The organism is Armatimonadota bacterium (assembly GCA_028871815.1).
GTDB lineage: Bacteria > Armatimonadota > Chthonomonadetes > Chthonomonadales > Chthonomonadaceae > REEB205.
This window is the reverse complement of sequence record JAGWMJ010000004.1, coordinates 238,929-262,157: the sequence shown is the minus strand read 5'-3', so window position 1 is coordinate 262,157 and position 23,229 is coordinate 238,929. Positions and strand designations below refer to the sequence as shown.

Annotated in this window: 20 protein-coding genes; 17 read left to right on the top strand and 3 right to left on the bottom strand. The window is 61.2% G+C overall.

The genetic code is table 11. From position 1 onward, the window contains the following. Positions 1-72: 72 nt before the first annotated feature. The gene (locus KGJ62_07100; GenBank protein MDE2126339.1) at positions 73-2,082 is read left to right on the top strand and encodes a hypothetical protein; all 2,010 of its coding nucleotides are present in this window, start codon (positions 73-75) and stop codon (positions 2,080-2,082) included. Positions 2,083-2,210: 128 nt separating this feature from the next. Further along, complete coding sequence (locus KGJ62_07095) at positions 2,211-3,401, top strand: hypothetical protein (protein ID MDE2126338.1); 1,191 nt, start codon at positions 2,211-2,213, stop codon at positions 3,399-3,401. 14 nt (positions 3,402-3,415) lie between these two features. On the opposite strand, the gene KGJ62_07090 is transcribed toward KGJ62_07095, so the two are convergent. Continuing rightward, positions 3,416-6,643, bottom strand: coding sequence for a hypothetical protein (locus KGJ62_07090; protein ID MDE2126337.1), 3,228 nt, complete (start codon positions 6,641-6,643; stop codon positions 3,416-3,418). Between the two features lie 295 nt (positions 6,644-6,938). Here KGJ62_07090 and KGJ62_07085 point away from each other — a divergent pair, with 295 nt between their 5' ends. Genes KGJ62_07085 through KGJ62_07060 form a run of 6 tightly spaced genes read left to right on the top strand, consistent with a single transcriptional unit; the run spans position 6,939 to position 11,526 of the window. After that, positions 6,939-7,841, top strand: a complete 903-nt coding sequence (locus KGJ62_07085; GenBank protein MDE2126336.1) for a dienelactone hydrolase family protein — start codon at positions 6,939-6,941, stop codon at positions 7,839-7,841. Positions 7,842-7,886: 45 nt separating this feature from the next. Continuing rightward, positions 7,887-8,222, top strand: a complete 336-nt coding sequence (locus KGJ62_07080; protein MDE2126335.1) for a hypothetical protein — start codon at positions 7,887-7,889, stop codon at positions 8,220-8,222. Between the two features lie 3 nt (positions 8,223-8,225). Then, entirely contained in the window at positions 8,226-9,227 is a 1,002-nt protein-coding gene (locus tag KGJ62_07075) for a hypothetical protein (protein MDE2126334.1), read from the top strand. Positions 9,228-9,250: 23 nt separating this feature from the next. Next, positions 9,251-9,655, top strand: coding sequence for a hypothetical protein (locus KGJ62_07070; GenBank protein MDE2126333.1), 405 nt, complete (start codon positions 9,251-9,253; stop codon positions 9,653-9,655). Between the two features lie 15 nt (positions 9,656-9,670). Further along, a complete protein-coding gene (locus tag KGJ62_07065) occupies positions 9,671-10,492 on the top strand; it encodes a heavy metal-binding domain-containing protein (protein ID MDE2126332.1) in 822 nt (273 codons plus the stop codon). Further along, a complete protein-coding gene (locus KGJ62_07060; GenBank protein ID MDE2126331.1) occupies positions 10,489-11,526 on the top strand; it encodes a hypothetical protein in 1,038 nt (345 codons plus the stop codon). Before KGJ62_07065 ends, KGJ62_07060 begins: the two co-directional genes overlap by 4 nt. A gap of 22 nt (positions 11,527-11,548) precedes the next feature. Here the strand turns inward: KGJ62_07060 and KGJ62_07055 are convergent, their stop codons facing one another. Further along, positions 11,549-12,748 (bottom strand): Gfo/Idh/MocA family oxidoreductase, encoded by a 1,200-nt coding sequence (locus tag KGJ62_07055; protein ID MDE2126330.1) that lies wholly within the window; start codon positions 12,746-12,748, stop codon positions 11,549-11,551. A 109-nt stretch (positions 12,749-12,857) separates the two neighbouring features. Between KGJ62_07055 and KGJ62_07050 the strand changes: the two genes are divergently transcribed. The 7 genes from KGJ62_07050 to KGJ62_07020 all read left to right on the top strand — a co-directional run bounded on the left by KGJ62_07050 (position 12,858) and on the right by KGJ62_07020 (position 19,838). After that, positions 12,858-14,876 (top strand): hypothetical protein, encoded by a 2,019-nt coding sequence (locus KGJ62_07050; GenBank protein MDE2126329.1) that lies wholly within the window; start codon positions 12,858-12,860, stop codon positions 14,874-14,876. A gap of 32 nt (positions 14,877-14,908) precedes the next feature. Continuing rightward, positions 14,909-15,676 carry a phytanoyl-CoA dioxygenase family protein gene (locus tag KGJ62_07045; protein ID MDE2126328.1) on the top strand — a complete coding sequence of 256 codons (768 nt, stop codon included), beginning with the start codon at positions 14,909-14,911 and terminating at the stop codon, positions 15,674-15,676. Between the two features lie 121 nt (positions 15,677-15,797). Beyond that, positions 15,798-17,108, top strand: coding sequence for an aminotransferase class III-fold pyridoxal phosphate-dependent enzyme (locus KGJ62_07040; GenBank protein ID MDE2126327.1), 1,311 nt, complete (start codon positions 15,798-15,800; stop codon positions 17,106-17,108). Then, positions 17,062-17,835, top strand: coding sequence for a 1-acyl-sn-glycerol-3-phosphate acyltransferase (locus KGJ62_07035; GenBank protein ID MDE2126326.1), 774 nt, complete (start codon positions 17,062-17,064; stop codon positions 17,833-17,835). Before KGJ62_07040 ends, KGJ62_07035 begins: the two co-directional genes overlap by 47 nt. After that, positions 17,826-18,443, top strand: a complete 618-nt coding sequence (upp, locus tag KGJ62_07030) for a uracil phosphoribosyltransferase (GenBank protein ID MDE2126325.1) — start codon at positions 17,826-17,828, stop codon at positions 18,441-18,443. Before KGJ62_07035 ends, upp begins: the two co-directional genes overlap by 10 nt. Positions 18,444-18,469: 26 nt before the next feature. Continuing rightward, positions 18,470-19,081: a hypothetical protein gene (locus KGJ62_07025; GenBank protein ID MDE2126324.1), complete on the top strand. Its 612-nt coding sequence runs from the start codon at positions 18,470-18,472 to the stop codon at positions 19,079-19,081. Between the two features lie 22 nt (positions 19,082-19,103). After that, complete coding sequence (locus KGJ62_07020) at positions 19,104-19,838, top strand: 2-phosphosulfolactate phosphatase (protein ID MDE2126323.1); 735 nt, start codon at positions 19,104-19,106, stop codon at positions 19,836-19,838. Positions 19,839-19,850: 12 nt separating this feature from the next. On the opposite strand, the gene KGJ62_07015 is transcribed toward KGJ62_07020, so the two are convergent. Beyond that, the gene (locus KGJ62_07015; GenBank protein MDE2126322.1) at positions 19,851-20,030 is read right to left on the bottom strand and encodes a hypothetical protein; all 180 of its coding nucleotides are present in this window, start codon (positions 20,028-20,030) and stop codon (positions 19,851-19,853) included. A 369-nt stretch (positions 20,031-20,399) separates the two neighbouring features. On the opposite strand from KGJ62_07015, the gene KGJ62_07010 reads away from it, so the two are divergent. Both KGJ62_07010 and KGJ62_07005 read left to right on the top strand, forming a co-directional pair. Continuing rightward, positions 20,400-21,809 (top strand): hypothetical protein, encoded by a 1,410-nt coding sequence (locus KGJ62_07010; protein ID MDE2126321.1) that lies wholly within the window; start codon positions 20,400-20,402, stop codon positions 21,807-21,809. A 2-nt stretch (positions 21,810-21,811) separates the two neighbouring features. After that, positions 21,812-23,221, top strand: coding sequence for a S41 family peptidase (locus KGJ62_07005; protein MDE2126320.1), 1,410 nt, complete (start codon positions 21,812-21,814; stop codon positions 23,219-23,221). Positions 23,222-23,229: the final 8 nt, after the last annotated feature.

Sequence of the window (23,229 nt, the reverse complement as noted above, 5' to 3'; positions counted from 1 at the left end):
GCTCCGTTTCGACCTACGTACCGGCTTCGCGGCCTCGGTCAGCGCATCGGTTCGTTGGATCCTGCGTACCGTATGACCGTACATCGCCAAGAGACCGGCTCGAATTGGACGGAAAGCCCGGTTACAGCCGGCGCCACGCCATCGGCGCCTCGACGGTTTACCCGCGCGCTGACGTGGCGCTCGGCTGCAATCTGTGTTGTTCTGCTGCCTCTCAACTCCTATTGGGTCATGCAGATGGAGGTCGTGCGGTACTCCGCCCATCCCACCACCATCTCCATTCTCTTCAATACCGTCTTTCTGCTCTTCGTGTTCACTTGCCTGAACCAGCTGGTGGCATGCAAAACGCGCCTGACCCCACTTACGCGCGCAGAGCTGCTTTTGGTGTACGCCATCCTTTGCATCGGCTCATGCGTCGGCGGCCACGACTTCCTCGAGATTCTCGTCCCAATGCTCAGTTGGCCCTACAAGCATGCGAGTGCCTCAAACAACTGGCTGCACCTCATTATCCCGCATCTCAACCCCCACTTTTTCGTTACCAATCCGGCGATCTATAAGACCTACTACACCGGAAACGACACGATTTGGCGGGTCAAATATGTGCGCGCATGGCTGCCGGTAGTTCTTATCTGGACCGGCTTCGTGGCACTCCTGCTATGGGTGTTTATCTGCATCAACGCTATTCTGCGGAAGCAGTGGACGGATCATGAACGACTGACCTACCCAATCGTACAGGTGCCGTTGATTATTACCAACCCCGCGGCATTTCAGACTGGCGGCCTGTTTCGAAATCGGCTTTTCTGGATCGGCTTCGCTATAGCGGCCGGCATCGACATTATCAACAGCATCAACTACTACTATCCGTCGGTTCCAACGGTGCTGACGCCCGGCTTTGGCCAGAGCTTCACCGACATTGGGCAGTTTGTAACCAGCAAGCCGTGGAACGCCATCGGATGGACGCCGATATCGTTTTATCCGTTCATGATCGGCCTGGGCATGTTTATGCCACTCGACTTTCTCTTCTCGTGCGTGTTCTTCTACTGGATGTGGAAGATGGAGGATGTGGCGGCTGTAGCTCTGGCCCTGGATCACGACCCGCTTTTTCCGTATACGCAAAGCCAGTCGTTCGGCGCCTACATGTCGTTTTGCTTCTTCGCGATCTGGATCAGCCGCCGGTACTTGCGGGATGTGGTTCTATGTGCCCTGGGCCGACCGTCGCCACTGGACGACTCGCTGGAGCCCATGCGTTACCGGTGGGCAATTGTCGGAATCGTGATTGGCTTCAGTGGTCTCGTGATCTACTCAATGATCCTCGGCATGTCATGGTGGCTTGCAATTGCCTTCTTCGTGATGTACTTCGCGCTTGCCGTCGCGATTACACGAATGCGGGCGGAGCTCGGCACGCCAATTCACGATCTGCACTTTACGGGCCCTGACCAGGTGCTGACACGCGTCGGCGGCACAAAAGTATTCAGTACCTCTAACCTGACGGTAATGTCACTCTACTTCTGGTTTAACCGCGCCTATCGCGGCCACGCCATGCCGCAGCAGCTGGAAGCGTACAAGATGGCCGAGCAGACGCGAAGTGACTATCGGCGGTGGCATATCGCTATGGTCGTCTTAAGTACGTTAGCCATTTTCATCGCATTCTGGGCAATGCTTTTCTTGATGTATCACTACGGAGCTGAGGCTAAGTCCAAACTTACCTTTGGATCCGAGTCGTATGATCAGTTGCAGGGCTGGCTCAACACACCCGCTCACGGAAACTTCCAGCAGTTCATGGCGATCTGCGTTGGTTTCGGTATCGCGTTTCTGCTGCAGTGGCTCCGTACGCGATTTCCGTGGTGGCCACTGCATCCGCTGGCTTTTGCCGTAACCTCTTCGTGGGAGATCAACCTGGTATGGGGACCGCTATTCCTGGCCTGGATATTCAAGTCGCTGATCTTGCGTTACGGTGGCAGACGCGGGTTTCATCGGGCGCTTCCATTCTTCGTGGGCCTGATGCTGGGTCAGTTTACGGTCGGCAGCCTGTTGAACATTTTCGGCATCATTCGCGGACTGCCAACGTACCAGTTCTGGCAATAGCCCTGCTCCTTGCTGCGTTCGCCGGCGCTCAACGCGCCGCTGCTCAAGCGCCCAAACCCTCCTCGCCTCCCCTCCACATCACGGAGTTGGTACGGCCAGACAGCCCAGTGCGCCTCGGCGGCGTTTTCTTGCACGGCCTCGGCGATCAACCGTTTGACCGTCTGCTCTCCGCCACAAAGCTGACATGGCTGGCGAATAATTGTGATGTTATCGCGATTCCACCGCAGCTGCTCCCGCCCGGGGCATTCGCACCAGCGGTACGGGCGCACCCGGCGTTTACGCCGCTGCTCTACCTGCATGCCAGTTCGAACAGCGAGGACTCGTCGGCCATGGGTATGGTCGGCGACTGGCAGCCGGCGATGAAGAAGTGGCAGTTGCTTGGGCAGAACGGTAAACCCGTACCGTACCTTGCCCCAAAGGGTCATTGGATGGACTACACGCTCCCGGCTTGGGAAGCGTTCTGGAAGGCACGCGCGATCCGGCTCATGCAGCAGACCGGCGCGCAGGGCGTGGTCGCAGCCGATCTGCCGATCGGCAATACTTACGTGCCGTCTCACCTGCTGCACTACGATGGTCGCGCCGATCTCATCCGCGCGACAGCAGACTTTCTACGAGCGACTTATGATCGCGGATACTACCTTCTGGCGCCATCCTCCGCCGGATTCGACTTGTTGGTGGGCCAGGCAACCCTGCCGATTGCCGGCGCGGCATCGGAGCGAAACCTGCGCGGGCGCTTATGGGACGAGTTCTATCCTGAGATGGACGGCTGTTGGGCCGAAGGATGGGTTCGGCCGTACTGGGCCAACGCACCGCTGCCGGAAGCTGACTGGGAGGTGGAGATGGAGGCAGCCGACCGGGCTGCCAAGAGCGGCCAGGTATTCATCGCCGACGCCGCCTATCGCAACACACGCGAACTTGTGTATGCACTTGCCAGTTACCTGCTGGTTGCCCGCAGGAGCTCACGCTTTGTGTTTCAGCCAATGCCGCTAGCCCCGGGCCAGGCTGTGGACGCCGGTCTCGACCTCAGCGTGTTTCAAAACGAAATCAAGCGCAACTCAGCCTGGTTTAACGCCCCGCTTGGCGCCGCGATTCAGGAGCGACACCAGGTGATCGGTATCGGTGGCGGTGTTTGGCGCCGTGCCTTCGAGTTTGGCGCAGTCTACGTAAACTCGAGCGACGGCCGAACCGTGACGGTGGACCTGGCCGGCGGCATGCGCCTACCGACCGGGCCGGTAGTCCATCAGGTTGTGCTTCCTCCCCATTCCGGCGCGATTCTGCTCTTCATTCCGCAGGCGCCTAAGCCCGAGAAGCGCCCGTAAGCATGCGGCTGGCGCTAATCTAACGGTGGTGTCCGGAGTGCAAACGCGTAACCAGCCACGTTCGCGTCATCGCTCAGGGCAACAAAGTCCGCCAGCACCTGCTTTCCGGCGTAAGGCCGAACCGTGATGGTGTGTGGGCCACGCGTCAATTTGAGCATACCGCTGAGCATGGTGGCGCCGGCAAGCCGATTGAGTGGCTGCAGCGGCGAGCCATCAATGGATACGTCTACAGCGACAGGCTGGCCGTTACGGATGCAACGCGTGAACACGCGGTAGAGGCCGGCTTGATCCACGCTTACCGATGTGGAGATGGCATCGCCAGGTTTCAGGCGGACACACGTTGCACCGGTACCTGGGCTGCAGAGCGGATTTGCAGATGCCCTGGCGTGGCCAAGATGTAGAAACTGCTCGCACTCGAAAAGCAACTGAACCGGCGTCGGCGAAAAGTAGATCGCTGCGAGGCCGTACGGTGCGATATCCAGCTTCCAACTGTCGGTGTCCGGCGTCTGTACCACACCACGCCACTGCGCAAAGAGCGCGCGCGGCACAGTGACGGTACGTGATACCGGCTCGGCAGTCGAGTTATAGAAGAGGACACGATCCGGGAACAGCGTAGCATACACGCCATCATAGCCGGTGTCGAACGGCAGCGCGTCGCGGGAACCGGGCAGCAAGGCGCTGAGGTGGTAGATCACGTGACGAACCACCTCGATAAACCCATCAATATTATCGCGATTTGCTGGAAAGTAGATTGTTAGACCCTTGCCGTATCGCTGCGCCCAGTCGGTGGCCAGCCGTTGCATATCCAGTTCGCGAACGATGCTGCCGGGCGGCGGTCCGGAGTCGACTGTTTCGGCGGTGCCGAACCGGATCATCTGCACCCAGGCAATCGCCATGCTCACGTTCTCGGCAGGCGCTCCCGGCATACCACCTGGCCGGGCAAACGTCTCGCATCGGAATGTGACGTCGGTGAGCGGATGATCGACCAGCGCGTCGCTCGAGACCAGGAACCGATAAGTAACATCGCCGGTGGCTTCCAAATCGCCGATGATGCGACCGTTGATGAGCAGCTGGCGCTTGAGGGTCGCGGCGCTGGGTGGCACCCACGCCCTTATGGCAATGATATACTTCTGTTCCGGAACCACCGGCACCCTCACCGTTGCTCCGGATGAGATCCAGCGGCGGCTCATGCCCTCCACCGTCTCAGGCGCCATCCAGTTGCCGCTGAGATACGGACTCATCGCTCCATCGGCAACCGCGATGCGGTATTGGTCGGGAACAGCGCCGGAGTAGACGTCGGTCACATGCGCCGGAGCCAACTGCTGAACGTAGCCGAATAGATCGTGAAACCATTTGGTGCTGCCGTCAAAGTCCTCGATCTTGCCGAAGTCATAAGCCATCAGCACCCCACCCTGGTTGACCCAGTCTCGAATACGCAGGAGTGTGGCGTCACCGCAGCGCGTGCCCTGCCAGAGAACCAGGATGCGGTATTTACTCAGACAGCCATCGTCCACCATCCGGTCGTCAACGAGATCGAAATTGGCCGCATCGCGCAGGAACGCGCAGGCACGGGCAAACAGCGGTGCATACCCCTCGTCCGGCCGAGTCCGCTGCGCTTCGGCAGGATAGAACATCGCCACGTCCACCACCGGCTTGTCAATCGTCAACAGGCTCCCGTAGCGGTAGTAGACCTCGCTGGCGGCTACGGCGTTCGAACTCCAGTCAAAATAGCCGGTGCACCCTTGCGAAAGCGCCTCGAAGATACGCGCGACTTCGTGGCGCGGACTTATAATGCCGGGCGGCTCCGACCAAAACGGTACGCCGTAGAAGCGGCAAGCACTACCGAGGCGGCCAAACATCGTTGAGGCATTCTCAGCAAACGGGCGGAATCCGCCGTGCGTTGAGCGCACCGTAACGCCCAGTGTGGACGCCTCCTTGACAATCTGACTGAGATCAGCCCCGCCACGCGGGTTCTCGTCGGCCAGGCCGGCGGGCACCATGAGCAGCGTATGAGGGAAGGCGCGCCGCGCCGCTGCCACGTTCAGATCGATCGCATGGATTATCGCTTCGCTGTACCAGCCGGTAAAGTCGAGCCATTCGCGGTTGGTGACCGCCTTTTCTCCCACGGGATACGCGATCTGTGCCGGCGCCGTCCAGTCGCGTTTCCATGCAGCGTCCAGACTCTTGATCCCGGCATATTTTGCGATCATCGACTTCTGAAAGTCGGCACGGGCGTCCGGATCGTTGCACCACCATCCAAGATGATCATGCAGGTTTCCGAAGCGCTTCAACCAGTCATCGCGCTGGATTGGCACTGACACGCGCGCGCCGGTGAAAAAGCCGGCCTCGCCATAGTCACCGTGTATCCCCACGCACAACGCGTTTAGCGTAGGCTTACGGCTAGTCGCCGGCGCCGTTGGGCCGGTAAACGCCGCGCCAAGCGCCGTGTAACCTCGGTCGATGAAGTCGGCCCACGCCGGCGCCCACGGGGACCAAGCCTCGACGGGCTGATTATGCTCCAGACACGATATCGGAACGAAGCCGGGCGCATTCCTGGCCCAAGGCGGCGGAAACGCCTCGTGCTCGAAGTACGCCCAGTCAAGCCCGAGGCCATGTGCTGCCCGGCTTTCGGCAAGCTGTCTTTGCCAATCCCAGTGGCCGGGGGAGGTCTCTTCGGTGGAGAGATGATCCGAGTCGCTCTGAAAGAGGGTGAAGCCAACCGCCGCAAGCAGTTGCATCTCGGGCACCGGCGCAACACTGGCGCTCAATAGCATCCGCTGCCCGTCGGTTCGATCGGCTGAATACGGATCGACGCCGGGTTTGTCGCCGTTACGTATATCCCATACCGGAGCCAGGTGCGTATAGTCGGTCGCCGGCGCCGCCTGCAGCGTTTTCCACGGTCCCCCACCGGCCGGCGCCACAACAGCCGCCACCGGCCACTGCGAGTCGTCCGTTTGCACCGCCCGCCATATCGCTGGTACTCTGCGGCTGGCCCGGACGGTGTCGCCGGATGCGGCCAGCGTCACTCTGCTACCATGAATCGACCCGGTTATGGCGAATATCAAGCCACCCTGCGTACGACCCGAGGTCGCCTCCACGCAGAGCAGGTTGTCACCTGGGCGGACGCTGGCGGTGATATCGTACCGGTTAACCAGCGACCAGTCATGGCCGCTTGCGGCCGGCTGGCTGGCGCCATCTATCCACGCTGTATAGGTGCTGTCGGCGGTAATCAGGAGGCGCACAGAGTGTATCTGTTGCGGTACCCTGAAATGGGTGCGACAGAAAATGGTATCTGGTGAAGGGCCTTTACCTGCGGCCCAAATCCAGCTCCAGCCTGATGGGGGATTCGCGCCTTGCGGAACCACGGCCGCTGCAGTGTGTTGATCAAACAGGTAAGCCGAGATGCAGACCGCGGAGAGAGCGATAGGTACCCAGATGCGCATACACGGGCTTTTTCGGCCGAAGTACCTGCGAATCCTGCAGGAGACAGGAAGCCATGCGTGCTGTTAGCCCGGTTGCTGGGCGGGGGGTTTTAGAATGACGTCTCACAACAACGACAAGAAGGCGGATAGTGCGGAGACCACGGCAACGCGGCGGGACCTCCTCGCTGGTGCGGCGGCTTCCGTGCTGGTGCGAGCCGGCAGCGGCCAGACCGACAGGGAAATGACACCGACGGAGCGTGCTCTCGCCGATTCCTCAATTGCACATGCTAATTGCGCGATACCTCCCGGCCCGTCTGCTTCTGACCGCGCCACCATCAACGGCTTCCTGGCCGAGCCGCACCGCAAGGGCAAGCGGGCAGGCGTGATCGTCATTCACGAGATATTCGGCGTTACGGATCACATAAAGAGCATCGCGTGCAGGTTCGCGGAGGCCGGCTATACGGCGGTCGCGCCGGATTTCTTCTCACGCAAAGGCGCGCCGCCGGATGCGGCCGGCGGCTTTCAGCCCCTGATGGAATTCGTAAACCGTATTCCTGATAAACAGGTGCTGGGCGATATCGACTCTGCTGCCGCGTATCTCAATAGCCTTTCGAATTCGAGCGGGAGGATCGGTGTCGCCGGCTTTTGCTATGGCGGTAGATTCGCCATGCTTTCAGCCGCTGAGTGCCCGCTGGTCAACGCCGCCGCGGCGTGGTACGGTCGAATCGCGGCCGGAGGTGGCGACCAGAAGATGGCTCCGCTCGATGTGGTCGCGAGCATGCATGCCCCGCTCATCGGCCATTTCGGTGCGGAAGATACGTCAATTCCCGTGGCCGACGTCGGCAGGCTGCGCGATGCACTGAAAGCCGCCCATAAGAGCTTCGAGTTGTACGAATACGCGGGAGCTGGCCACGCCTTCAACAACGATACGCGGCCCATGTACCGCCCCGAGGCAGCGCACCTGTCGTGGGAACGTACTCTCCATTGGTTTGCCAGATGGCTGCGATCGGCGGCGTGACGATGACGGCGCGTCATGTGACTGCACAATCGGCAGGAGACCTATGTGGACACGCACTATAAGTTAACCCGTCTCGTGCGCACAAACTCGTCCGAGATTCACCTGATTTGGGATGGCGAGAAGCGCGTTGGCCAGGTTGACGTTCACTTTGCGCTCGATACTATCCACGCCACCGTGATTTTCGAGGTCGATTTTTCAGTGGATGACGAGCAACTGCTGCTGGCACAGATCGACGACGATATCGTCTCCAGCTACCTTGCACGATTCGATCGCGAGGATTTCGTGGCGCACGTGTTTCGCGCGGCGCAGATCAGCCGCTATACCGATTGCAGCGGCGCCTCCGAGGATATTGAGGACGACGACGCAGAGCGAGAAGAGTAGCGCATGCGACCTGGCGCCGCGGAGCCAATCGCCGCATTGAACCGCGTAACGATTATGGAGTACGGTGTTCCGTACGATAGACGGGAGCATCTGGTGCCTCTCTATCGAGCCGCACCACACATACTGCTGGCTGATTGGGTGTGCCCGTGGCTTCGTCCCACCGCGGTGGAGATGCTCGTGACGGCGGAGTCGCGTCTTCCCACCGGTCTGCGACTGCGCGTGATGTCTGCAGTTAGAACACGGCGGATGCAGATGGCCGGTTGGGACGCGTACTTCGCGCAGATGAAAAGCGCCCACCCTCATTGGCCGCTCTCTGCCCTGTGCAGGGCAACGAACCGCTTTTTCGCGCCATACGATCAGAAGGCGCCACCGGGTCACTGCACGGGCGGTGCGGTAGACGTACAGCTGGTTGACGCAGATGGAAAGGCGTTGGACGTTTCCACTCCTCTGGAGGGCTGGGCGGCCGCGCAAACGGCAGTTCGGGGGCTATCTTCCGCCGCTCGCCGCAATCGGGGGCTGCTCGTTGACGCAATGCTTTCGGCGGGATTCTCAAACTGCCGCGACGAATACTGGCACTACTCCTATGGCGATTCTGCGTGGGCTGTTAGAACCGGTGCTACGGAATGTCCCTGGGGATGGGCACACCCGCCGATCGAGATTGGTGACGTCGGAGCGAAGCTGGGCGCCCGCTCGTCGCTTACGGTAACCTCGCGAAGTCCAATTGGCATGCCGACCGCGGCGGAGGTTTCGATAACGACGCAGCATCCGGGGCCGCGGAAGCACGTGAGTACCTCATGGGAAGTTTGGAATGCGGCGTGCATCGCTGTGAGGCTCCAGATTCGCGCTCCGGCTGGGGGTCGCCGCCTCCGGCTGTTCGTGCGTGAAGCGGGCGGCAAGGAGGCTGCGGTGGAGGCGGATCTGCAAAGGACGGGCACCGAGACCTACCTGGTTGAGATAACACCGGTGCACGACCGAACGGTGTTGACTCTCACGTCGCGAAGGTAGGCGGGAAGGTAAAGTGAGACCCAATGCCCAATAACGGATCGGACGAGGCAGGTTGGTTGCGAACAGGCGTAGCTGCCGCTCTGCAGGCAGCGGTTCGTGCCGATCAGGCAACGTTTATGCAGCAGTTGACAGATCTGTTTGAGCGGCTGCCGGTCGGCTCGGCGCGCGTTGAAAGGCGTGGATCGCTGTTTGGAGAGAAGCGGCCCGTGGCCGTATCGCTAAGCGTGGGCGAGCTCGTTTACACGCTGCGCAGCCCATCGCGGGGGCCACTCGTCGCTGAGCGGACGCACGTGGTGCGTGGAATCGCCATCAAGACAGCGCCTTTAAGCGTGGAGGATTGGTTGGAAGAGGTGTCGCGCGCTCTGGAAGAACAGGCAAAACTGAGCACACAGGCACGTGATGCGCTAAACACATTCATTAACGGATAATCGAGGAGCATGTCCATGTCGAACGAACCGATGTCAACCGCAGGATTGCCGGAGGCCGCACTGCGCCGCCTGGGCGAGATGCTGCCCAGCGCAACCAAAAAGGGACTGTTCACGAGCGATCTCTCGGTGAACGAGCTGACCCTGGTTCGGGAGTCTGGATTTGAACCGCTCGGGCTGGTTATGGGCAGCTCTATCTATCACATCGGCTTCCAGATGACCGGAATCTTTCAGAGTCAGGAGCTTTCGGTACTGACGCAGGCGATGTATCAGGCGCGCGAACTGGCGATGACACGGATGGAGGAAGAGGCATCCCTCCTCGGCGCCGACGGCGTGGTTGGCGTGCGCCTGGTGGTGAACCAGTCGGCATGGGGCGAGGGTCTGGCGGAGTTCATGGCGATCGGAACCGCGATCAAGCGGAGCGACGGACAGTCGTTTCGCTGCGACGACGGCAAGCCGTTCACCTCGGATCTGAGTGGCCAGGACTTCTGGACACTCCTTCGGACGGGCTACCGTCCACTGGCGTTGGTGATGGGCGCCTGCGTTTACTTTGTAGCCTACCAGGGGGTCCTCAAGGCGCTGAAGCAGATGGGTCGCAACGTGGAGATGGATAACTACACGCAGGCGCTCTACGACGCTCGTGAGTTGGCGCTTTCGCGTATTCAAGCAGAAGCCGAGGCACGGAATGCCGACGGCATCATCGGGCAGCGCGTACAGGAATCCAACTATGCGTGGGGCAGCCATGTGATCGAGTTCTTCTCGATAGGCACTGCCGTGCGAGCCTGGCCGAATCCCGGCTCCATACTCGTGCCGGCGCCCGTTATTTCGCTCACCGATTGACGGGAGGCACGGGCGCATTCCAGCATGCGGTGGATGACTTCGATCGCATGCTCGCGTCGAAGGATGCCGCAGAAAGGATCCGTGCCTGCCACCGTGCCCGTCGCCTGGATGTACCGCGGCAGCGCGAGATACTTCTCAAGCTGCTGCGCGACAGGTCGACCTATGTTGCAGCGCTGGCGGCACATTATCTTGAAGAGAGCGCCGGGCTAGAGGAGGGCGACAGACTCCTCGAAACGTACCTCTGGCTCATGGCAGACGGTCTGAAACGCGACCCTGGCTGCCACATTCGGAACAGCCTGGCCATATGCTTCGGAAGACTGCGCCATACCGCTGCGGTCGACGCGCTCCGCTCGTCGCTGACTATCGTCCAGATCGAACCGATTGGCGGTCAGCCGTACGATACCGCCGCTCACCTGCGGGGAACCTGTGCCTTGTCTTTGTCGGAATACCGGGATGTGTGGTCGATTCCTGACATTGCTGTTCTGCTGTTCCAGATAATCGCGATGGCAAATGGTGTGCGCAAGGCAGCCGCCACTGCATTGGGCCGAATGTGCGATGCATCGGCAATTACACCGTTGGTCGTGAAGCTGCGCCTCCCAGCGCTTGAGCCGGACCCCGACGTGCTTATGGAGTGCATGACCTCACTAGCCCAACTGGAAGCCGAGCACCTGCAGCGAGTATTGGTGCCATACCTGCAGGGCCACGACGACGGCCTTGCCGCGTGCGCCTTGATCACAATGGCGAATGCCCAGCTCGCCGACGCGCCGGAACTGATCGTGGCATCTGCGAACCGACTCACCGGAGCGCCGCTTGCAGCAGCCGTTCTTGGCCTTGTGGGACATCGCAGCGACAACGCCGGTAAGGCGCTTCTGGAGCTATCGTCACACGAGCGCAGTCCGGTCAGGGCCGCTACGGCCGCAGCGCTCGCCAGGCGTGGTGGCGACTCTTGCCGGGCAGCTCTGAAACGGCTGACCGAAGATGAAGCGGCGCCGGTACGCGAAGCTGCTCTCCGAGAGCTTGAGGTACCAGCCTAGTCGGCGCAAGCCAGGCCGGTAGTTACCACGGCCGACCTGCGTCGGACCCAGTGCTCACCCACACCCCTCCTTCCGCGGCAGAGCGGAGACAGGCGTCGATGACGCGCTGGGCGGCAAGGCCGTCCCATACGGTGGGAGTACCAGCCGTTACCGGTAAGCCGTTCTCGCTTCGCGCCACGTTCTCTACAAATCGATAAACGGAGTGAATGTGACTGTTTAGCCAGCCGATCGGGTTCTTGGTAGCCCCAAGCTGATACGGCGGAGGGAAACGCATTGCGGCCTCAAGTCTCTTAAACCCGCGATCCCCGCCACCCGGCGCTTCCGGCAGTCGGTTGTCGTAAACGTCCAGCCAACCAGGTTCCATGAGGTTGAAGCGAATTGCTCCAGCCTCCCCGTGCAGCTCCAGGCGCAGCTCATCCTGTGCGCCCGTAGCGATCCGCGAAGCTTCCACCGATCCAACCGCGCCGCCCTCCAGGCGCAGAGTTGCCAGCGTCAGGTCGTCCACGTCCACGCTATGTTGCTCTCCATCTGCGTCCCGTCGCGTCGTTGTGTGCGTGGCCATCACAGCGGTGACGGCCTCGATTTCTCCGCCGCCTTCTAGGGCTGTTTCGGTCCCGGTCAAATACCGGAGCAGATCCACAGCGTGCGTGCCGAGGTCCATACAGGCGCCACCTCCACTCCGGGCAAACGACGTTCGCCATGTCCAGGGCCGATCCCTGGAAACATAGCCGGCATGAAGATATGCCACGCGAAACGACAGCAAGCGACCAAGAATCCCGTCCTCTACAAGCTCGCGCGCGCGCATTGTCGCCGGCAGGAAACGGTAGTTATACGTCAACTGAAAAACCCGGTCACTGGCCGCAGCCGCTGCGGCAATGCTCTCCGCCTCCGCCAATGTTCGGGCCAACGGCTTGTCGCAGTAAACATGCTTGCCGGCCGCAAGGGCCTGTATCGCTACATCCGCATGCGAATCGTTGGGCGTACAGATGTGCACCAGCTGCACATCGTCGCGCGCCAGCAGAGTGGAGACCTCTTTTTCGGCAGCAACGAATGGCGCCTGCAGAAGCGCACGCCGGCGTGACGATTCCGACGGCGCGCAAACCGCTGTCAAACGCGTTCGAAGCGGTAAAGGATCATAAAACAGTGGGAGGCTTAAGTGTGCGTGCGCGTGAACGCGTCCGATAAAGCCAAAGCCGATGACACCGACGCCGGACTCTTGCATTCTGCCTGCTCCGTACTGGCCGATCCAAACCGGACATGCGCAGGTTCGCACGCAACCGATGCCGAAATCTGGAAACGCCCTGCGCCACGCACCATTCCTGGCCTAACCTATGCCGCTTCATCTGCCATTTCTGATTGCTGCTACAATGGCCGCCACCACACCACCGACGCTGCCCCAGAGCGACTTACGGCTCGTGCAGCCACCGGTAACGCTCAACACACCGCGCACCTTCCCGGTGGTGACGACGCTGGCTGCGTGGCGCAGACGGCGCGCTGCTATTCGGCGTCAGGTCCTGGTTTCGTGCGGATTGTACCCACTGCCCCGACGGACTCGGCTGAACGCGAAAGTCTTCGACTGGACCGACCACCCGGGATATCGTGTCGCTAAAGTAGCCATTGAGACTTACCCGCACTTCTACCTGGCCGGAAACCTGTACACACCGCTCGGGCAGCCGCCGCACGGCAAATGGCCGGGAATTCTGGTAGCCCACGGGCACTGGGCCGATGGCCGGCTCCAGAACAGCGACATCGGTTCCATTCCGGCCCGCTGCATTACCTTCGCCAGAATGGGCTGCGTGGCGTTCAGTTACGATATGGTTGGCTATAACGACACGCGCCAGCTGGATCACTCCTTTGGCGATGACCGTGAACACTGGTTGTGGGGCGTCACGCTCATCGGGCTGCAGACGTGGAACAGTATCCGGTGCCTCGACTTTCTGAAAGCGCTTCCTGAGGTTGATGGCAACCGGCTGGCCATTACCGGTGAGAGCGGCGGCGGTTCGCAAACGATGCTCCTCACCGCCGTGGATGACCGCCTTGCAGCGGTTGCGCCATGCGTCATGGTGTCGCATACGATGCAAGGCGGCTGCCTCTGTGAAAATGGTCCGGAACTTCGAATTCGGTTCTCGAACATGGAGTTGGCGGCATGCGCGGCACCGAAACCACAGATCATGGTTGGCGCCACTGGCGATTGGACGCGCACCATGATGACGGTGGAAGGTCCGGCCGTGCGAAGCATATACCAACTCTATCACCACGCCGACCGGCTCGCTACCACCATCGTCGACGCGCCGCATAACATCAATCGAGAGAGTCGAACGGCAGTAGATCGCTTCTTCGGCAAGTGGCTGCTGCACCGGCCGAAGGCAGACTCGTACATCGAACCGCCATATACGATGCCTCCGCTCGCCGAACTCCGGGTTTTCCCTAACGGAATGCCAGCCGATGCCGCCGGGCCGGCCGAATACACCGCGGCGCGAATTGCCGAAGCGCGTGCGCTCCTCGCCGCGGATGAGCCCCACGACGCCGCGAGTTTAAAACGGTTCAACCAACGGTGGCTCCCCGTTTGGAGGGACACGCTCCAGGCTCGCGCTCCCGGGCCCGGAGAGCTACGCACGCTCGGAACAGCGCCGACACCGATGGGTGCGGATGTTCAAGGGCAGCGACTTGCCATTGGTCGCGCCGGTTTCGGCGACAGAATCGAGTGCATGTTGTACTCGCCGGCGCGACGCAACCCGGCACTACCGGTTGTGGCGCTGGCCGACTCAGACTGGAACCCTTTAAACACGGCGCCAACGGACGTTGCAAAGGCGCTTCTGCGGCGTGGGGCAGAGGTTCTTATCTTTCATCCACTTACGGCGGCAGCGGAAACGGCCCGAGGCTATGATCCGTGGAACGGTTACTTCACCTGTTACAATCGCACGCTCTTGCAGGATCGCGTGCAGGACTGCGTTACGGCGATGTCATGGCTCCGCCAGCGCTTTCATGGCGCCCGTGTCGCGATAGCTGGGACCGGCTGGTGCGGACTGCCGGCGTTGCTTGCCGCGCCGGACGCAGATGCAGCGATGTGTGATGCGGGTAACCTGGACTTGAGGACTGATGCTGCGCTGCTGACGAACGACCTGTACAGTCCGCTGCTGCGAAAAATGGGCGACTTCACCACCGCGGCGCTGCTTGCCGCACCACACCCGTTACTGGTAATGCGCGCCGACTCCGGCTTCTCGCCCGCTGCCGCGATAATGCGCGTATATCACAATCTTGGCCAGGCACGCAGGGCCGAGTTGACACCCGATGCGCTATCGCCGGATGACCTAGCCACCTGGTTCACTTCACACACCGGCACGGAGTAGCACTGCGCTGGCGACAACGGAGGTTTGACTCTATGGAGATACGCGAGGCACTGGTCGAGCTTGGAGTTGGTGATGACACCATCACCGCGGACGACCGCGAACGCCTTGATCGGGACGGCTATGTGCGCTTTCCCAGGCTTATGGCCAGCAGCACCGTGGAAGCGCTCCGAAACCGGATTGGCGCGCTGATGGCGGAGGAGCAGGACCGCGCTGGGCTCGAAGTGCACCAGGAGGGTGGAACGGAGCGGCTCTCCGACTTGATCAACAAGGGATCGGAATTCTGGATCGTGATTTCTCACCCACGCGTGCTGGCGGCTGTGGCGCACGTTTTGGATTACGACCTTCAGTTGTCATCGCTTAACAGCCGTAACGCGCTCCCCGGCCAGGGACTGCAGTCGCTGCACGCTGATTGGGGCCGCAGAGAGACGCCCGGCTACCAGGTGTGCAACTCCTTCTGGCTGCTGGATGACTTTGGTCCAGAGAATGGCGCAACCCGACTTGTGCCCGGCAGCCATCGTGGTACGCAACTTCCGGGTGACGTTATGGAAGAGACGTCGGCGACGCATCCGGATGAGGTGGTGCTCCGCGGTGATCCCGGCGATGTTGTGGTGGTAAACAGCCACGTGTGGCACGGTGGCACGCTCAACACTTCGGGCCGGTCCCGCAGGGTTCTGCACGGTTACTTCTGCCGCCGGAACCAGCCGCAGCAGTTGAATCAACAGCAGTACCTGCGGCCGGCAACCTGGGACGGATTAACTCCCGCACAGCGTACTGTGCTCGGTGTAACGCATTTGCCGTAGCTGGAACCGACGCACAAAAGGCACCGTGCACTCCGGCGCCGGCCATCGGTGGCTTGGGCGGAATGCTATACTGAAGCGCGACAACCCGACGGGTTTGGTCCACTCAGGGGGCATCCGTATCATGAGCGTCGTGGTGCAGACAGAATCGGACACAGTCACCGCCGAAGCGCGTTCGAGCGCCGAATCGGTAATTGATCTCTACAAAGCACACATCAATCCCGGGCTGGCCCGTCTGCTTCAGTTCGGCGGCTTTGACGATCTGGAGGTCTCGGCCTCCGGCTGCCACGTAATGACGGCATCCGGCAGGAGGTACCTCGATTTTCTGGGTGGGTTCGGCGTCTTCTCGCTGGGTCACCGCCATCCAGCCGTGGTTCAAGCGGTGCATGCACAACTCGACCGTATGCCGCTTTCAACGCGAACCTTCTTTCAAGAGCCGCAGGCCCGGCTGGCGGAGCGCCTTGCAGATGTGGCGCCCGGCAACCTCACCTATACGTTCTTTAGCAACAGCGGGACCGAGGCTGTGGAGGCGGCGCTCAAAATAGCTCGCATCGCTACAGGCAAAACGAACTTCGTCAGCACGATCGGCGCCTACCACGGCAAGAGTATGGGGAGCCTTGCGGCAACAGGACGCGACAAGTTTCGTCAGCCGTTTGAACCTCTCGTGCCAGGCTGCTGTCACGTACCCTACGACAATCTGGACGCCGCCGCCGCTGCAGTTGATGAGCGTACTGCCGCCATAATCATTGAGCCGGTTCAGGGTGAGGGCGGAATTGTTACGCCGCGCCGCGGCTACCTGGCAGGCTTGAGGCGAATCTGCGATGCTGCCGGCATTCTGCTCATCGTGGACGAGGTGCAGACCGGCCTTGGCCGCACAGGGCGGATGTTTGCATGCGAACACGAGGGAGTGGCTCCAGACCTGCTTACATTGGCAAAAGCGCTTGGTGGTGGCGTTATGCCGATTGGAGCAACGATGGGCACGGAGGAGGTTTGGAACCGGGCGTTCACAACGAATCCGTATGTTCATTCGAGTACATTCGGCGGCAATCAGTTGGCCTGTGCTGCCGGACTTGCCGCGATCCAGGTCATTGAAGACGAGGATCTGGCTGCAGCCGCGGCCATTCGCGGTGAGCAGTTGCTTGCCGGGCTAAACAGCGTAAAGGCGCGCCACCATGACGCCGTCGCCAACGTTCGCGGCCTTGGACTCATGACCGGCATCGAGTTCACCAAGCAGGACTATGCCGAGGTTACGATCAATGGCATGGTCCGTCGCGGGGTAATTGCCGCATATACGCTCAACAACCCGTGCGTGATTCGCATGGAGCCGCCGCTGGTCGTAACAGCCGACGAAATTGACGAAGCGCTGCGCGCCATCGACGAGGCCATCGATGAAGCCGTGGAGATGCTGGCAGATCTTCCGGACGGCGATGCCTGAAAGCGCGGAGAATGGGAGTGAGCCGGAGCGCCGGCTTGCGCCGAGCGAACCCGCCAGCGGTTGGCAGCCCCACCCTCATGCCGGCCACACGCTGGTCTATCATGTTGCCGCGCGGCTCCTTCGGCTCTTCCTACGTTTGTATGGACACTGCACCGTCGAGGGAGTTGAGAACGTGCCGCGCACTGGGCCGCTGCTGCTGGCGTGTAACCACGTGAGCTATTTGGACCCGATAATGGTGCTGGCAGCCCTGTACAGATACCGCTTTACGCGCTCCGTCGCGAAGTCGGAGCTATGGCGCTCCAGATTGGTAGCGTGGTTCCTTGATCAGGTCGGCGCCAGCCCGGTCAGGCGGCACAGTGGCGATTTCGCGGCGATCCGCCGGGTATTGCTGTGGCTGGAGCATGGCGAGGCGGTGCTGCTGTTTCCGGAAGGTGGCCGGAGCCCAGACGGCAAGCTGCAGGCGCCGGAACAGGGGTTAGGTTTTATTGCTCTTAAATCTAATGTCCCTATAGTTCCTGTTGCTGTATTCGGAAGCTGGCAAATGCTCCCAGCACATCGGAATTCACTCAGGCGGTCGCGCCTGCGCGTCGTCTTCGGAGAGCCGCGGCGGTTGCCGGCTCAGATCTCGCGTGTGGAAGCCGCCGAGATTGTGATGGACTGGATTCGCGAGATTCAGGCCCAAGAGGCCGGTAGTCCTCCGAGCCGGCAGGTTGCTTCATGCCATTAGTTCAGCACCACCATCCGCTGGTCCACGTTTTGGTGACCCGTCTGCGGTCGCGGGACACGGATCCCGATGAGTTCCGTCGATGCGCACGTGCCGTTACAGCGCTGCTGATTGCTGAGTCGGCCAGCGCCTTGTCGACCAGTACCCGTCAGGTGCAGACGCCACTGGAGCCGACCGACGGCGTCACGCTCAAAGCCGGCGTAGTTCTGGTTCCCGTGCTGCGGGCTGGTCTCGGGATGCTGGAGGCGGCCCTTGAGCTGCTGCCGGGCGCAGCTGTTGGCTTCATTGGCCTGGAACGCGACGAGGCGACGGCACGATGCAGCGAATACTACCGCAAGTTGCCACCAGTGGACGGAAACGATGTTATGGTGCTCGATCCCATGCTGGCTACAGGCGGCTCCGCCTGTGCTGCTCTGGCGGCGGTTGATGGCTCAGGATGCAAAAGCCGAAGCCTGATCTGCATCGTGGCTGCGCCTGAAGGTATCGACCGCGTTTCCCGCGAGCATCCGGATGTGTCCATCATCGCCGCTGCCGTGGATCGCGGTCTGGATTGCCGAAAGTACATACTTCCCGGTCTGGGCGATTTCGGTGATCGCCTGTACGGAACATAGGCCAACTGACGACAAAGGAGAATGAATTGTCCATTCTGGAACGAGCGGCAGAGACACTCCGGATCGACGGCCGGCGTGTGGAGATATGGAACGCGCCGCGCCACATTCCCATCCTTCTGCGCGCAGACTGCCTTGTGGCGCCTGTTGCACCGGACCTTCGCATGGTAACCGGTGCGTCGAAACTGGCGCGTGACTTCGGCGCAGATCGTATCCAGCGTGAGGCGGAACGTGTTGCGCCGCTGGAACCCGGGAGCGCGCTGCTCGGCGCGGGAGCCCGCTATCGTTTTCGCTGGACGGCGCTCGCCGTTATCTTTGATGAGAACATGACCACGAATGCCCAGTTGGTTCAGCGAGGACTGGTAGCGGCCGCCGACGGGGCATACCGCCAGCACGCAAGGTCCGTGATCCTGCCGGATTTGACGGCGCACTTGTGCCCATCGCCAAATTGGCTGCGCCCCGAGCAGCGTGCGGAGTTCGCGGAGCTCTCTGCCCGGATTCTAGCCGCAACGGTTCGTGAAATCGGCGAGCGGATGCAGACGGTTCGAATCTGGCTGTGGGACGCCGACTCAGCCGGCTTGGTGACCGCCGCGCTCCACCGTCACGCGGACGGGACCCATGGCGCGGTCGTGCACGCGTAGGCCATTGCGCACCGATGTGGCAATGGTTCCGGAGCTTGCGGTGAATACCGCCGGCAGCGTGTGCATGGTGGTAGATGTGTTCCGCGCAACAACGGTCATCGATGTGCTGTTTTCGCGCGGATGCCGAAGCGTTACCGTAGCCGCTTCTCACGACGAGGCGCGGTCGGCTGCGGCACGCAGTAGCGGCATCCTATGCGGTGAGACGGCCGGGCTCAAACCGCCCGGTTTCCATTTCGGAAACTCACCGGAGGAACTCTCGACGGAGGACTTCACGGACCGCCATGCGATACTGAGCACAACCAACGGGACGCGTGCCGTTGCTGCAGCCAGCAGCGCCCTGCTTCTGGTTACAGCGTGCTTCAGAAATGCCCGTGCGGCAGCGCGTCACTGTTGGGACGCGGCGCTCACCCTGGGCGCTGAACAGATATTGATAATCTGTGCCTCGGGAGAAGGAACGCCGTGCCTGGAGGACTCCGCAGCCGCGGGCCTCTTGATCGAGGAGCTCACGGCCTGTTCCGACGAGGCGGAGTGCGCGGAACCAACGGACAGCGCGGTTATCTGCCGCCGCATTTGGGCGGCAGACCAAAACGTGCCGCGCAGCCTGATGGAGGCCAGCCACGCCGCGGAACTCGCTAATGCCGGCCTCGGCGCAGACTTTGGCTGGTGCTCCGCCGTCAATACGTCCGAGATAGTGCCGGTGCTGGACGTCGAGGGATCGGCAGCCCGGTGGCCGCTGAAACTGGCAAGCTCGGCGTAACCTCTCCGCTTGCTACAGCACGTTGCGCTTGTTGCCAACCAGAAGCGTGTACACATAGTACACAGCTGCAATGAAAACGGCCAGCATAATGAGGTGGAATGCCAGAGCGAGAACGCCGACCAGCAAGCCGACCACCACCCTCCACACGATCAGCACAAGAATCAGCGCCACGATGGCCATTACGATTCGCATCTCAGTTTAGTCTCCAGGTTGCCGGTGCGATCTGCGGCTTGAATTGTCAGACGAACGACATCCGCGTCGCGTTTCAGCCGTCAGATCGCGACGTCGCTCCCACCAGGGGCTATCCATTGTCGCACATCGTTGGTGCACCGGCTGCCTCGCGGGCATACGTAATTGGTAGTCTGTGAATGGCGCCGGACATCTCACTTCGAAGGGGTTCAGTGGGAGCGACGGCCGAGATTCTGTCGATGTTGCCGGCTCGGGCACCGGGTTCTTCTTGATTGCGTATTCCGTATTGTTTGGCTCGTGCTCCAGCCGCTTCTTACGCGGCGCGGTATAATGAAGGATACAGCCTGGTGACCGTGAGCCGGAGAGTATTACGTGGCTAGAGTTGCTGCACATCGGTGGATCGCCATTTCCGCCGCCTTGTTGGCGGTCGGCGGTTTCGCGTGGGGCAGGCGGGTAGGATTTGCGCTGAACCGTCCGGGTTCACGGTTTCACTCGCTTGCAAGGCTAATCTCCAAGACCGGAGCCGAGTTGGGTCTGGCAGGCCTGATGCACCAGGACCCCTCATCAACGCCACCTGAAGCGGTCTATGAAATCGTGCTGGACCGGGTTCAGCATCAGTACGTTCACCCTGAAATGGCAACCGACAGTCGCCTCACCAAAGGCGCGCTTACCGCCATGGTTGCTTCCCTCGATGATCCTGCAACATGGTACATGGATGGCCCCGCGCGCATCAATGAGGCGGCGATGTTGTCGGGAACGTACCACGGCATCGGCGCAGACCTTGAAGTGCGGGGCGCCACGGCGACCGAGTATGGCTCCAAGGTGGCCTACAGCTACCTCACGGTAATGGATCTGGCGCCCAGTGGGCCGGCGGCGCGGGCCGGGCTGCACGCGGGTGACCGGATCACCGATATCGGAAAGCACTGGATTATCTCGTACAGCCCTCTCGTGGACTACACCCACCTTCAGGATGAGGAGCGGCAGCCGGGCGCCAATATCCAGAAGATAGCTGCGGAAGCCAAGATCATCGAGGCACGTTTCATCTCCGGCTACCTCATTTCCAAAGCTATGTCGATGCTGACTACCGGCGCCGGCACGAGCTACTCCATCCGAATTACACGAGACGGTAAAACCGTTCCATCCGCGATAACGATTACAACCGGCGTGACCACGGTACAGCCAGTCGTTTGGCGTAACATCGACCCGCATACGGCGTACCTCCAGGTCAGGCAGTTTGATGGCGCGGCGAAACACGCATGGGGCGTGGCGCTGGACGCCATTGGCCGATCGAATGCCAGGAACCTTGTAATCGATCTCCGTGGTAACCCAGGCGGCGTGTGGGCATCCACTACGCCCGAGCTGGATGGACTCGGTGCCGAGCGCGCTCTGTTGGCTCGTCTCACCGCCGGTGGACCAGAAGCGCTGCTGGCTACAGCGCCGAAACACACCGAGCCGTTTTCCATTCCGGTTTCGCAGTCACACCACTTTCGGATTGCCGTGCTGGTTGACGGCGGCACGTCCAACCTGGCCGAGTTGGCAGCAGTTGCGTTAAGGCATGCCGGGGCTCGCATTGTGGGATCGCGAACATTTGGCGATCCGGTTATTCGGCGATACGAACAGATGGCGAACGGAGCCGGAATAGAGATCGCGTGGGCGCACGTGCGCACGCAAACCGGCGCATCCATTGCCTCGGGCGTAACGCCAGACGTTCTGCTGGCTGCCGATCTGGTGGATACCGAGGGCGCGCTGCAGCGAGCAGCCAGCGTGCTGGAGGCCGCGTAGCGATGTCTCAACCCGAATCCAGCCGAGTTCAAACCAGGGGTCGATCGTGGCGTGGCGGCGCGCTTCTAGCAGTGCCGGGCGCCGCGCTCCTGCTCGGCTTCTCCATCCTATCCGGCTATGCGAGCAGTAACTGGCATAGCAATGCCGGTGGCGCGCCGATCCGGCTTGCTTCGCGGAACGACCGCGACCTTGCTACCACGAAGTCGGCAGATCCGGCAGTTTCGTACGCCGGCGACCAGGTAACGCCAGACGACCCGGTGCAGAATTACGAAACCGCTCTGCGCCTTCTTGCCAAGTACCACTATGGAACGGTCATCGACGCCAAGCAGAAGCGGTTGTTGACCTATGCCGCCATTCGAGGGATGCTCGCCAGCCTGAAGGATATGTTCACCACGTTCCTTGATCCCAGCGAATGGGGCCAAATGACGATCACCACTCAGGGTGACTTCGAAGGCATCGGCGCGATGCTGCAACAAGACGGCCCGAACACCATGGTGGCCGAGCCCATTCAGGGTGGGCCCGCCGAGAAAGCCGGCATCAAGGCGAACGACATTATCGCCAAGGTCGATGGGGTTCCGGCCATCGGTAAGAACATCGACGACGTGGTCAAGCTGATTAAGGGACCAAAAGGCACCATCGTTCATCTCACCATCCTGCGGGATAAGAAGCAGCTGCCATTTGATATCACGCGCGCGCTCGTCGAGCCTCCCGTAGTTCAGTATTGGATGGAAGACCCGAAAGCCAAAATCGGACATCTTGCCCTGAGCGAATTCAACGAAAAAAGCATGCAGCAGATGGACGTGGCTTTCCGGGCGTTGGACGCCCAGGGGATGCGCGGGCTGGTGTTTGACGTGCGTGGAAATCCCGGCGGCCTGCTCGACGTAGCGTTACAGGTCGCCAGCGTCTTTATCCGCGGCCGCATGCACGCGGCCTATCACAACGCGGTCATCTCCATTCGTGACGCAGCCGGCAATGTACAGTACGAGAAGCTGGTCGACCCAGACCCGCTTTACCATCCCATGCCACTGGTCGTGCTGGCAAACGGCAGCAGTGCCTCCGCAGCCGAGATTGTTACGGCCGCGATCAAAGACTACGGCGCCGGAACGGTTGTCGGCGAACGTACATACGGCAAGGGCGAAGTTCAGACTCTGTTCCCGATGGATGACGGCAGTGCGCTTCGCCTCACAACGCAGCTCTACTTTCCGCCAAGCGGTTACGATTTGAGCTTTACACACGATAACGACGGGAATAAGGTTCCTGGTACCGGTGGCGTGCTGCCGAATGTTGCCGTAACCCAGCCGGCAGGCTGGAAGGGCGTTACCGATAAGACCCACGACCTGCAGCTTGACAAGGCTCTGCAGATACTGCGAGCGCGGCTGGCCGGAAACGTTGCGCCCGGCCCGGCCAACTAGGTTGGTAA